The sequence below is a fragment of the Chlorobium phaeovibrioides genome, from assembly GCF_003968655.1.
GTDB lineage: Bacteria > Bacteroidota > Chlorobiia > Chlorobiales > Chlorobiaceae > Chlorobium > Chlorobium phaeovibrioides.
In genome coordinates, this window is the sequence record NZ_RXYK01000012.1 from 31,018 (window position 1) to 42,860 (window position 11,843).

13 protein-coding genes, 1 tRNA gene and 1 other RNA gene are annotated in these 11,843 nt (G+C 52.7%); 8 read left to right on the top strand and 7 right to left on the bottom strand.

Annotated elements, in window-relative coordinates:
* Window positions 1-10 precede the first annotated feature (10 nt).
* From EKD02_RS07700 to EKD02_RS07715, 4 genes are all read left to right on the top strand, one after another.
* Window positions 11-826, top strand: coding sequence for a phosphatidate cytidylyltransferase (locus tag EKD02_RS07700; protein ID WP_126384846.1), 816 nt, complete (start codon window positions 11-13; stop codon window positions 824-826).
* A gap of 162 nt (window positions 827-988) precedes the next feature.
* Window positions 989-1,459: a PTS sugar transporter subunit IIA gene (locus tag EKD02_RS07705; protein WP_011889936.1), complete on the top strand. Its 471-nt coding sequence runs from the start codon at window positions 989-991 to the stop codon at window positions 1,457-1,459.
* 29 nt (window positions 1,460-1,488) lie between these two features.
* The gene (hisS, locus tag EKD02_RS07710; protein WP_126384849.1) at window positions 1,489-2,769 is read left to right on the top strand and encodes a histidine--tRNA ligase; all 1,281 of its coding nucleotides are present in this window, start codon (window positions 1,489-1,491) and stop codon (window positions 2,767-2,769) included.
* A gap of 9 nt (window positions 2,770-2,778) precedes the next feature.
* Entirely contained in the window at window positions 2,779-3,033 is a 255-nt protein-coding gene (locus tag EKD02_RS07715) for a glutaredoxin family protein (protein WP_011889938.1), read from the top strand.
* A 99-nt stretch (window positions 3,034-3,132) separates the two neighbouring features.
* Here the strand turns inward: EKD02_RS07715 and lysS are convergent, their stop codons facing one another.
* Both lysS and EKD02_RS07725 read right to left on the bottom strand, forming a co-directional pair.
* Window positions 3,133-4,641, bottom strand: a complete 1,509-nt coding sequence (gene lysS, locus EKD02_RS07720; protein WP_126384852.1) for a lysine--tRNA ligase — start codon at window positions 4,639-4,641, stop codon at window positions 3,133-3,135.
* Between the two features lie 53 nt (window positions 4,642-4,694).
* Window positions 4,695-5,630: a phytoene/squalene synthase family protein gene (locus EKD02_RS07725; RefSeq protein WP_126384855.1), complete on the bottom strand. Its 936-nt coding sequence runs from the start codon at window positions 5,628-5,630 to the stop codon at window positions 4,695-4,697.
* 201 nt (window positions 5,631-5,831) lie between these two features.
* Between EKD02_RS07725 and hflX the strand changes: the two genes are divergently transcribed.
* Genes hflX through EKD02_RS07740 form a run of 3 tightly spaced genes read left to right on the top strand, consistent with a single transcriptional unit; the run spans window position 5,832 to window position 7,751 of the window.
* Window positions 5,832-7,112, top strand: coding sequence for a GTPase HflX (gene hflX / locus EKD02_RS07730; protein ID WP_011889941.1), 1,281 nt, complete (start codon window positions 5,832-5,834; stop codon window positions 7,110-7,112).
* Window positions 7,113-7,116: 4 nt separating this feature from the next.
* Window positions 7,117-7,563: an rRNA maturation RNase YbeY gene (gene ybeY / locus EKD02_RS07735; protein WP_126342802.1), complete on the top strand. Its 447-nt coding sequence runs from the start codon at window positions 7,117-7,119 to the stop codon at window positions 7,561-7,563.
* A complete protein-coding gene (locus tag EKD02_RS07740) occupies window positions 7,560-7,751 on the top strand; it encodes a CPXCG motif-containing cysteine-rich protein (RefSeq protein ID WP_011889943.1) in 192 nt (63 codons plus the stop codon). Before ybeY ends, EKD02_RS07740 begins: the two co-directional genes overlap by 4 nt.
* A 10-nt stretch (window positions 7,752-7,761) precedes the next feature.
* On the opposite strand, the gene rnpB is transcribed toward EKD02_RS07740, so the two are convergent.
* The 4 genes from rnpB to rpmG all read right to left on the bottom strand — a co-directional run bounded on the left by rnpB (window position 7,762) and on the right by rpmG (window position 9,501).
* Window positions 7,762-8,167, bottom strand: an RNA gene (gene rnpB, locus EKD02_RS07745) — RNase P RNA component class A.
* 64 nt (window positions 8,168-8,231) lie between these two features.
* A complete protein-coding gene (locus EKD02_RS07750) occupies window positions 8,232-9,032 on the bottom strand; it encodes a zinc ribbon domain-containing protein (RefSeq protein ID WP_126342805.1) in 801 nt (266 codons plus the stop codon).
* Between the two features lie 158 nt (window positions 9,033-9,190).
* Window positions 9,191-9,272 (bottom strand) — tRNA-Leu (locus tag EKD02_RS07755).
* 46 nt (window positions 9,273-9,318) lie between these two features.
* Window positions 9,319-9,501, bottom strand: coding sequence for a 50S ribosomal protein L33 (rpmG, locus tag EKD02_RS07760; protein WP_011889945.1), 183 nt, complete (start codon window positions 9,499-9,501; stop codon window positions 9,319-9,321).
* Between the two features lie 157 nt (window positions 9,502-9,658).
* On the opposite strand from rpmG, the gene lysA reads away from it, so the two are divergent.
* The gene (lysA, locus tag EKD02_RS07765) at window positions 9,659-10,927 is read left to right on the top strand and encodes a diaminopimelate decarboxylase (protein ID WP_126384861.1); all 1,269 of its coding nucleotides are present in this window, start codon (window positions 9,659-9,661) and stop codon (window positions 10,925-10,927) included.
* Between the two features lie 25 nt (window positions 10,928-10,952).
* On the opposite strand, the gene metF is transcribed toward lysA, so the two are convergent.
* Window positions 10,953-11,822, bottom strand: coding sequence for a methylenetetrahydrofolate reductase [NAD(P)H] (gene metF / locus EKD02_RS07770; protein ID WP_126342811.1), 870 nt, complete (start codon window positions 11,820-11,822; stop codon window positions 10,953-10,955).
* Window positions 11,823-11,843: the final 21 nt, after the last annotated feature.

Sequence of the window (11,843 nt, forward strand, 5' to 3'; positions counted from 1 at the left end):
CAGATTTTTTATGGGTAAGCTTCTCGGTGTCAATCTCCTGCAGCGTGTTCTGGTGGCTGCTCTGGGCATTCCTCTTCTTTTGTGGCTGATTCAGCTGGGAGGCGTATGGTTTTTTTCGTTTTTCCTGCTGCTCGCGCTGCTGGCTTCGTTTGAGTTTCATCGTCTTGCTTCGCACAAGGCCAACCCTCCGGCTCTCTGGATTATGCTGCTTGCCACACTTCTGGTGCAGGCGGATTTTTATTTCGGGTTTGTGGAAATCTGGGTTGTTTTGCTTGGCGTGGTGATGGCGTTGTTTCTGCTTGAACTGTTTGTGAAGGAGGGCTCGCCGCTTCTTAACCTTGGTTCAGCGCTTGCGGGCTTCATGTATGTGAATCTGGCCTTTGGTTCTCTTTTGCGCCTTCGCATGGAGCCGATGAACGGGGACGGCGAGGCATGGGTGCTTTTGATGTTCATCTGCATCTGGTCGACGGATATTTCCGCATACTTCGGGGGAAGCCTTGCCGGGGGGAAGGTGTTTCAGCGGAAGCTGTTTGAGCGCCACAGTCCGCACAAGACCTGGGAGGGGTTCTTTTTCGGGGTGCTGGGGAGTGTTGCTGCTGCGTATGCGTTTTCTTTTGTTGTGCCTGATGTCTCCCCCTCAACGGTGCTTCTTGCCGGTCTTCTTATCGGTCTCTTCAGTCCTGCTGGCGACCTTATCGAGTCCATGTTCAAGCGCGATGCGGGGGTGAAGGATGCTTCTGCGCTTATCCCCGGGCATGGGGGGGTTCTGGACCGGTTTGATACGGTGATGTTTGTGGCGCCGTTTCTCTACCTTTTGACGCGGTAAACCTGCTTCGAACCTCACTGGCTGTGTTGGTCGGGGGCTGAAATCATGCTGTCAGGGTGTTTAGATGTTGGCAATTGAATTTTTATATTATGCCTGTCTTTCCTTCTGTGGCGGTACTTTTCGGCTGCCCGGGTGTTTTACATAGCGTCATCTTGTGTCAAAATGAAAATCGAGAGTATCCTTTCTGAAAAATACATTGCGCTGAACCTTGAACTTGAAACCAAGGAGCAGGTGATTGAACGAATGCTTTCGATTATTTCGGAACATTCGGGGGTGAAAGATATTGACCGGTTGCGGGCAGATGTGCTTCGCCGTGAGGGTGAAATGTCGACGGGTATCGGCAAGAAGATTGCCTTGCCGCATGCAAAGACTGATGCGGTTTCTCATCCGGTGCTTGCCATTGCTACCCTGAAGGAGGATATCAATTTTGATTCCATAGATAAAGAACCGGTAAAGATCATATTTCTTTTGGCTACGCCTGCCGATATGCTGGCCGAGCACCTGAAGCTGCTTGGTCGCATTACGCGCCTTGCCGGGCGTGAGGATGTGAGGGAGCGGCTTTTTGCGGCTGTAAAGCCTTCTGAGGTGCTTGAGCTGTTCAAGCTTGAGGAAAAGGAGCTGCCGCAGATATGAACCGGATTGAAAGAGAGGGACGGTAGCGTATGTCGCAGTATCAGGCGGTAAAGGGAACAAAGGATGTTTTTCCGGACGAGGCGGTGCAGTGGCAGCTTGTTGAGGGTGTGGTGCGCCGGCTTGCCGGGCTCTATGCTTTCGGTGAGGTGCGTACGCCTGTGTTTGAGTATACGGAGCTGTTCCAGAGGGGTATTGGTGCCACAACAGATATTGTGGGGAAGGAGATGTTCTCGTTTCTTCCCGATCCACAGGGTCGTTCGTTGACGCTTCGGCCTGAGATGACGGCGGGAGTGATGCGTGCAGCTCTGCAGAGAAACCTGCTCTCGCAGGCTCCTCTGCATAAATTATTCTATATCAGTGATCTGTTCCGCAAGGAGAGGCCCCAGGCCGGGCGGCAGCGGCAGTTTACGCAGTTCGGTGCGGAGCTCCTGGGGGCCTCGTCTCCGGCGGCGGTGGCTGAGGTGCTGTCGTTCATGATGGGGGTGTTTGATGCTCTTGGCCTCACGGGGCTGCGGCTCCGCATCAATACGCTGGGCGATCTTGAGGACCGTGCGCGTTATCGCGATGCGCTTCGTGCTTATTTTCTGCCCTTTGCGGACGAGCTTGACGAGTCGTCAAAAGAGCGGCTTGAGAAGAACCCGTTACGAATTCTTGATTCCAAAAATCCTGCCCTGAAGGAGCTGATTGCTGCTGCACCCCGTCTTTTTGATTTTGTGAAGGCTGAAGGGGTTGCGGAGTTTGAAGAGGTTCTTTCGCTGTTGCGAGACCGCGGTGTCAGCTATGAAGTTGATCATCTGCTGGTGCGGGGGCTTGATTATTACTGCCATACGGCTTTTGAGGTGACCAGTTCGGAACTTGGCGCGCAGGATGCAATAGGTGGAGGTGGCCGTTATGATGGCCTTGCCCGTGAGCTTGGTGGCGGTAAGGATATGCCGGCTGTCGGGTTTGCTGTGGGGATGGAGCGGCTGCTTATTGCCATGGAGAAGCAGGGGCTTCTGGAAGGGCTGAAGCCTGTGGGGCCGAAAGTGTTTGTGGTGGTGCAGCAGCTGGAGCTTTCAGGCCACGCCATGCAGGTTGCATTTCAGTTGCGCCGTGCGGGTATCAGTACCGAGCTGGACCTTGCCGGGCGGAGCATGAAGGCGCAGATGCGTGAGGCGAACCGTCTTGGTGCTGCCTATGCGCTCTTTATTGGCCAGACTGAGTTTGAATCGGGCCAGTACGGGTTGAAGAATCTTGTGAGTTCGGAGCAGAGCACTTTTACTCTTGATTCAATTACAGAAATTCTCCGTGAGCCTCTCCTTTGCGGATAGCCCGAGGACATGAACTGCCCTGTACCACAAGTGACCATTTACGGCAAGCCCGGCTGTTGTCTTTGCGATGAGGCATTAGAGGTGATGAGCCGTATTCAGGTGCGAGTGCCGTTCCTTCTTGAAAAGGTAGACATAACTTCCTCCGCCGATCTTCATTCCCTTTACGGTAATGACATTCCCGTCATCCATATCGACGGCCGTGAGGCTTTCCGGCAGCGTGTTGACGAAGCGCGGTTCCTGCTGCTGCTCAGCCCGACAGACTGAAGGGTTTCTCTCAAACAGAAGCCATCAACTCAAAAGCCCTTTGCCGCTCCAGCGGCTCAGGGCTTTTATTTTTTCATGATGGAATCGCTTTGGCCGGGGTTATTCCGGCTTCATGTGCGGGAAGAAGATGACATCGCGGATTGAGTCTTCTCCTGTGAGCAGCATGACGAGGCGGTCGACGCCGATGCCGAGGCCTGCCGTAGGGGGCATGCCGTATTCAAGGGCTCTGAGGAAGTCTTCGTCAACAATCATGGCCTCATCGTCTCCGCGCTGGCGGAGGCCGGCCTGCTCTTCAAGCCGCTGGCGCTGCACGACCGGGTCGTTGAGTTCGGAGAAGGAGTTGCATATCTCTTTGCCGCCTGCAATCAGCTCGAAGCGCTCTACCAGACCTTCTTTTTCGCGGTGTGGTTTGGCCAGGGGCGACATTTCTGTCGGGTAGTCGGTGATGAAGGTTGGCTGAATCAGTTTGGGCTCAACAAACTCACCGAAAATTTCATCAATGATTTTGCCGGGGCCGATTTTCGGGTCGAGTTCCAGGCCGAGGTCCTTTGCCGTGTTGCGGAGTTCCTGCTCGCTTTTTCCTTCAATATCCGCGCCGGTGTATTCTTTGATTGAATCGGCAATGGTGATGCGCCTGAAGGGGGGCTTGAGGCTGATTTCATTGCCCAGGAATGATGTGGTGTCGCTCCCGTTGACGGCAAGGGCGGTCTGGTGGAAGAGCTGTTCGACAAGCTCCATCATCCAGTTATAGTCTTTGTAGGCCACATAGAGTTCCACCTGGGTGAATTCGGGGTTGTGGAAGCGGTCAATGCCTTCGTTGCGGAAATCTTTGGCGAACTCAAACACTCCCTCAAACCCTCCTACAATGAGGCGTTTGAGGTAGAGCTCGTTGGCAATGCGGAGGTAGAGCTCCATGTCCAGCGCATTGTGGTGCGTGGTGAAGGGGCGTGCGGCAGCTCCTCCGTAGATGGGCTGCAGGATCGGGGTTTCAACCTCAAGCCACCCTTTGGCTGTGAAGAAGCTGCGCATGTGTGAGACGATGGCGCTTCTTTTGATGAAGGTTTCGCGGACTTCGGGGTTGACGATGAGGTCAACATAGCGCTGGCGGTATCGGAGCTCACGGTCGGAGAAGGCGTCGAAGACCACTTTCTCGCCCTCTACCTCTTTTTCTTTGGCGACGGGTATGGGACGCAGTGATTTGGAGAGGAGTGTGAACTCTTCGGCGTGGATTGATATTTCACCGGTCCGGGTTTTGAATGTGTATCCTTTCACGCCCGCAATGTCGCCGATGTCGAGCAGTTTGAATGTGTTGTATGAGGTTTCTCCGACTTCGTCTTTTTTCAGGTAGACCTGTATTCTGCCTTTGGCGTCCTGAATGTGGAAAAATGAGGCTTTGCCCATTTTTCTGATGGCCATAATGCGCCCCGCCACTGATACGGGGGTTTTGGCCTCCTCCTGAAATGTTTCAATGATGTCACGGGAGTGGGCGGTGACGGCGAATTCGCATGGATAGGGGTTGATGCCCGATTCCATAAGGTGCGTGCGTTCGTCCAGACGGCGCTGCATCTGGTCGTTGAGGGAGATTTGCTGTTCGTGTTCTTGCTGCATAAACTGAGAGGGGAGAATGAATTAGGGTGTTGTTATGGTTCTGATGCGTTCCTTCAGACGGAGGCTTTTGATTTACGCCATACCTGGGGCAGCGTCAGTATTTTCTGGCTGAATGAGCGGTATGCCCGTTGTGAGAAGACATCATAGCTGTTTTCTTCTATTGAGTTCAGGATGTTTCCGTAGTTGACGCTGCTGAGGGCAACAGCCAGACGGCTCTCTTTCTGGAGCATCGGGATTCCTTTGTCGGACGAGAGGTAGTAGCGTCTTGCCCTCTCAATCTGAAACTGCATAAGGTTGCGGAACTTGTCGTTCATGGTTTTTTTCATGAACTCTTCACGGCTGTAGCCGAACCGTTCCAAATCTTCCAGCGGGATGTAGATTCTTCCGCGGTCAACATCCTCTCCGATGTCGCGGAGGATGTTGGTGAGCTGCATTGCGATGCCGAGATCTATGGCGTGGCGAAGGGCTTCGGGGTCGCTGTATCCGAATATCTCTGAAGTCATGAGCCCGACGATCGAGGCAACCTTGTAGCAGTAGATATAGAGTTCGTCAAAGGTGCTGAAGGGGGAGAACTCAATGTCCATGGCAACCCCCTCAATCAGCTCAAGCGGGTGCTCAATGGCAATTGGATAGCTTTCAAGTGTGTGGTTCCAGGCCACCATTATGGGGTCGTCTCCTGTCTCTCCCCGGTAACATGCTTTGAGCCGTGTTTTCCAGTCTTCCAGCAGTCCGTTGATCGTTTCGCGCGTTATGGTGCCCTCTGAGAGTTTTTCCTCGGCGTTGTCGACAAGGTCGTCAACTGTGCGAAGGAGGGCGTAGATGGCGAAAATGGGGTTCTGCAGCCGTTTGGGAAGGAAGAGCGTGGCCAGATAAAATGTTTTTGCGTGATGCTTTGCAATCTGGCGACAGTGTCTGTAGGCGGCTTCAGGCTGAAGAGCCGTATCGTATTGCGCTGCTGTGGATATGGTCCCGTTGCTGCCGTCTGTCATCTGGTGTGCGCGATTGTTGTCTTCGGGTGCCCATCGGTTTTTCTGCTACCGCCCTGGTATGCCGTGAAAACAAAAATGTGTAACTTTTCAGGGCCTGGATTGGTTACCTTTAATGGTAAGAGTGGTCAAGATATAACAAACCGCCTAAAATCACAATATGCCCGGCTGCCGGTCGGGCTCAATACATATCTGGAAAAGCTGTTGAATACTGTTGATGTCATCGATGCACGAGAAAAGGCCATTCTTGTCGGGATTGCCTATCCGCCTGAAGTTTCAAGAGTGCAGGTGGAAGAGTATCTGGAGGAGCTGGCGTTTCTTGCCGATACGGCGGGAGCTGATGTAGGGAAGTCGATGATTCAGGAGAGGCGTGCTGCTGATCCCGGTTTTGCAATCGGGAGCGGGAAGGTGGACGAGCTTCGCAGCATGGTGAAGGCGTCAGAGGCTGATATCGTCATTTTTGATGATGATCTTACCCCGCTTCAGGCAAGAAATCTTGAACGGGAGCTTGCATGTAAGGTGATTGACCGGACCGGTCTCATTCTGCAGATATTTGCTTTGAGGGCCAAGTCGTTCCGGGCCAAGATGCAGGTTGAGCTGGCTCAGCTTGAGTATATGCTGCCGCGCCTGACGGGGCAGTGGACTCACCTGTCGAAGCAGAAGGGGGGCATTGGCACCAAGGGGCCGGGCGAGACGCAGATTGAGACTGACCGCCGGCTTGTGCGCAGCAGAATCGCGCTTCTGAAGAAAAAACTTCGTGATGTCTCTCTCCAGCATGATACCCAGACCCGGGGTCGGGTGAGTGTTCCGCGGGTGGCTCTTGTGGGCTATACCAACGCGGGCAAGTCGACACTTATGAATATGCTCTGCCCTCAGGCGGAGGCATTTGCTGAAAACAGGCTGTTTGCTACCCTTGATACCAAAACCCGACGGCTGGAGCTGAAAATCAACAAGCTTGTGCTGCTGTCCGACACGGTTGGCTTCATACGCAAGCTGCCCCATACGCTTGTTGAGAGTTTCCGCTCAACGCTTGACGAGGTGCTGCAGGCGGATTTTCTGCTCCATGTCATTGACCTCAGCCATCCGGGCTTTGAGGAGCAGATGAAGGTGGTTGGCGATACTCTTCGCGAGATAGGAGTCCGCCATCCGAACACCATAGAAGTGTTCAACAAGATTGATGCGCTTGAGGATCCGGCAACCCTGCTTGATTTGCGGGCACGATATCCTGATGCCGTGTTCATTTCCGCCGCGCGCGGCATCAATCTTTCCGAGTTGCGTCTTCGCATTGCTGCGCATGTGGCGCGCGACTATACCGAACGGAAAATCCGGGTCCATGTGGCTGATTACAAACTGATAGGCTATCTGTATGAACATGCAGAGGTGACTGACAGGCAGTGTATTGATGAGGATATTGAGCTCACCTTTCAGGTGCATAAGAATAACCTCAAGCACATTGACGCCCTGACAGGCCATCTTGCCATATAGAGCTATGACCATTCAATTGCATAATACTACCCGTCGAGCGCTCCCGGAGGCGAAGCTGAAAAAAGCTGTGCGGCTGGTGCTTTCAGAGGAGGGCGGAAAAGCGGTATCAATTGATGCCATTTACTGCGGTGGACGGATGATGCGCCGTATCAACAGGGAATTTCTCGGCCATGATTATGATACCGATACAGTGACTTTCCCGTACAGTGAGGGGCTTGTTGTTGAGGGGGAGTTCTATGTGTCGCTGGATGAAGTGGGCCGCAATGCGGTGCGTTTCAAAAGCGGGTTTGAGCAGGAGCTTCTTCGTGTCACCATCCATTCAGTTCTGCATCTTCTCGGCTATGATGACGCCAGCCCTGAACAGAGGGAGAGGATGCGACAGAAAGAGGACCGGTATCTCCGCATTTTTGGTGCCGGTGTTTCATCAACTGAAGAGAGGAGTCAGGTATGAATATGCTGGAAACGGTTTCTGTTCCCTGCCCATTCTGTGGGGAGCCGATGGATCTGGAGATTGATTGCGGGGCGGGAAGTCAGGAGTATACAGAGGACTGCCCGGTCTGCTGCAAGCCGGTGAGTGTGAGTGTGAGGATTTCCGACGGGGGAGCTCCCCTGGTGGAGGTCAGCCCTGAGGATGGCTGAATAAAAAAAAGCCGAAACCGAAGATGTAAGCCGAATTCTGTGAATCAACCGGCGTGCCGGAAGAAACTGCAGTCATTTATCTGATGCGGCCTACCCGAAAACTCTCCTTGCGGAATCGGGCGGGCCGCCCTCTTTCCCTTTGGGGAAAAGCTTTCCTATTCGGCCTTGCTTCGGGGAGGTTTGCATAGCGCACTCCGTTACCGGAATGCCTGGTGGTCTCTTACACCGCCGTTTCACCCTTACTCCGGTTTCCCGGAGCGGTCTGCTTTCTGCTGCGCTCTCTGTCAGGACCGGCTTGCGCCGACCTGCCCGGGCTTGAGAACCTTTCGGCGCTCTCGACCGGCACCCTGCCCTGTGAAGTTCGGACTTTCCTCTGCAGGGCCATTGGCCCTGCAGCGACTGCACACTTGCGGTTTCAGCGTATGAAAGATAGCATGTGTTTGCTGAAAAACACGCTCTTTTAATGGGGAAGTTTTTTTTCTAGTCGTCAGCCTCTTCAAAGAGCCTCTCATGCACAACAATGCGCCCGCATGATTCACATAGGTAGAATCCTCCCTGGACTATCATGGTGTGCCGGTTGGTGGGAACTCTGGTGTTGCATCCGGAGCAGGCGTTGCGGTTGAGCGGCACAACGGCGTTGCGGAGCGATCCGCTTCTGAGGTGGTCGTATTTGTCAAGCAGGCGTTTGGCTTCGGTTGCCAGAAGGTCCCGCTGTGCATCAATCTGTTTCTGGAGTGCAGCGACCTCTTCGGCAGTTTCAATGACAATGCCGTTCAGCTCTTCGTTCTTCTGCTCCGTCTGCTTCTTGAAGTCTTCAAGCTGCTGTGCGAGAACATCGTCGGGCATCATATCGTCAGATATTTCGTCGTAGCGGTTTTCGGCTATCAGCTGACGGCCCTTTTCCTGCATTTCGCGGGTTCGCTGTTCGCCCTGGCTGATGTCCTGAAGTCCGATTTCTGCCAACGCAATCTCTTTTTCTTCGTACTCTATCTGTTTGGAGAGTGCGTCGTACTCTTTGTTGTTTCTTGCGAGGGTCTGTTTTTCACGGAATGCATCAATTTTTTCACGGCAGGCATTGGCGGTTTCGTTGAGGTGCTGGCGAAGTTTGAGATGCTCTTCGTTTTTTGCCGTGCGCGTTTCAATCTGCTTTACGGTAAATGCCAGATCCTCTTCAAGTGCGTTAATCTCTTCTGGAAGGCCTTTCTGAAGACTGACGATTTTTTCTATCTGATTGTCGAGGTGCTGGAGCCTGACAAGGAGGTTGATTTTTGAATGATCCACTACTGCTCGTGTTTGGGATTATGAGAGGGACAAAAAAAAGCACCCTCCCGTGAAAGGTGCATACATTGTTTCAGATGTGAAAGAACAGACTCAAACGAACTGTCTGCTGAAAAGATGAGAGACGAGGCTGCATGCATATCGCGGGGAAGCTTTTTATGTGCCCGAAAGGAGATTCGAACTCCTACACCTTGCGGCGCTCGTCCCTGAAACGAGTGCGTCTACCAGTTCCGCCATTCGGGCCAAAAAGAAATTAAGCGCTTTTTCGCTATAAAGCCAAATAATTAAATTACTTGATTTCTTTGTGCAGCGTATGTTTCTGCATGCTCGGGTTGTATTTTTTCAGAACAAGACGGTCTGTCGTGTTCTTCTTGTTTTTCGTCGTCGTGTATCTTGAGACAGTTTTGCCCTCTTTTTTGGCTTCAGTGCACTCAAGAGTGATGACGATTCTATTTTCTTTTCCTTTTGCCATTGTTCCGTTTCGGTAGTGTATGGATGGGATATACTATACAAGTGAGTTGTGAATATAAGACCGGGCTTGTGATTTTGCAAGTTCGGGGATATTTCTTTCCGTTGATAAAGAGAAAGGGTATTTTGTCCTTTTTAACGAAAACGAAGGGGTAGAGATATTGTCTGACAGAACAGATTTTCATTTTGAAGCCGGAGAGCTCAGCTGTGAGGGTGCCGGGCTGAGTGCGCTTGCCGAAGAGTTCGGAACACCGCTCTATGTGACCTCCCGTCGCAGTCTTGTGGAGAGTTACCGGGAGTTTGAAGCAGCATTTGCCTCATTGCCGCATCTTACCTGCTATTCAGTGAAGGCCAATTTCAACCTGAATGTCATCAGGGAGTTCGGAGAGCTTGGAGCTGGATGTGATGTCAATTCCGGTGGTGAGCTTTACCGGGCACTTCAGGCTGGTGTTCCTTCAGAGCGGATTATTGTTGCCGGTGTTGGCAAACGGCCGGATGAAATTGCCTATGCCCTCAAAAGCGGCGTGCTGCTTCTGAAGGTTGAGTCGCTCTCAGAGCTTCGGGCGATTGATCGTATTGCCGGCGAGGAAGGGGTTGTTGCTTCGGTGGCGCTTCGGGTCAACCCGAATGTGACTGCTGAAACCCACCCCTATATCACCACTGGCGACAGCAAGGAGAAGTTCGGTATTGACGAGGCTGAACTTCCCGGGATTTTCTCTCTTCTGGGAACTCTTCACAATGTCAGGCTTATAGGGCTCGATATGCATATCGGTTCCCAGATTTTCGATACGGAGTTTTATGTTGCAGCTCTTACGAAGCTTCTTGATGTGTTCAGTTACGCCCGTGGCGCGGGTTTTGCCATTGAGTATCTGGATATCGGCGGCGGGTTCCCCGTCACCTATGACCCGATGAAGCCTGCAACTGCGATTGAGCGTTTTGCTGAAAAACTTGTTCCGATGCTCAAGGAGACCGGGGCAAAGGTGATTCTTGAGCCGGGCCGTTTTCTTGTGGCCAATTCAACGGTGCTGCTGTCGAAGATTCTCTATAAAAAGAGCAACCATACCGGCAAAAAGTTTTTTGTTGTCGATGCCGGCATGACAGAGCTTATCCGGCCGGCGCTCTACCAGTCGCATCATGAGGTTCTTTCGGTTCGGCAGCATGATCAAAGGGTGGTTGCCGATGTTGTGGGCCCTGTCTGCGAGTCAAGCGACTTTTTTGCCAGAGGCAGAGAGATTGATGACGCTCCGGAGGGCGGGCTGCTGGCTGTGATGTCCTGTGGGGCATATGCGGCTGTCATGGCCAGCAACTATAATGGACGGCTGCGTCCTGCCGAGGTGATGGTTGATGGTGGTGAGCCCCGTCTGATGCGCCGGAGGGAGACCCTTGAGCAGCTGACGGCTCATGATGTTTTCACTCCCCGGTCCCTTTGAAAAAAGAGCCCTCCACGGCTGCCATTCAGCTGTGGAGGTTCTGGAATATTTCGAGGGTTGCCGTGGCCATGTTCAGTGTATAGAAGTGAATGCCGCGAATCTGGTTGTCAATGAGTTCCTGGACCTGGTTTGTTGCCCATTCAATGCCGATTGAAGCTACCTGTGCGTCGTTTTCCGCATCGAGAACTTTTTTCAGGAGGGGGGCCGGGATTCTTGCTCCAAGCGCCAGTTCCGACATTCTTGTCATTCCTTTTGTGCTCGTCACCGGCATGATTCCGGGTATGATGGGAACGGAAATGCCTGCCAGACGGCAGCGGTCCACGAAGTCGAAATAGTCGCGGTTGTCGAAAAACAGCTGGGTTACAATATAGTCCGCCCCCGCATCCACTTTTGCTTTCAGATATTCGATTTCCTGCAGTCTGTTGGGGGTTTCAGGATGTCCTTCGGGAAATCCTGCCACTCCGACCCCTATATCGGGGTGATTGTTCTTGATGAAGCGAACCAGATCGATGGCGTGGGGAAAATCTTTGACTGCATCAGCAATGGACTCTGTGCCGGCCGGTTTGTCGCCTCTGAGCGCAAGCACATTGTTTATCCCATGGCTTTGGTAGTTTTCAAGTATTTCGCCGGTTTCGCCGCTTGTTGATGCAATGCAGGTCAGGTGCGATACTACAGAAAGGCCGGTCTCTTTCTGGATTCTTGTGACCAGGTCGTGCGTTCTGGTCCGTGTGGAGCCGCCGGCTCCATAGGTGACGCTGACATAAGAGGGGTTGAGGGGAGAGAGAGCCGTTATGGTTTCAAACAGTGTTTCCCAGTCCGCATCTTTTTTCGGAGGAAAGAATTCAAAGCTGAATACGGGTTTGTGTGCTGTGTTCAGAATCTCTTTGACCAGCATGAAACAAAGGGTTTAGGAGCT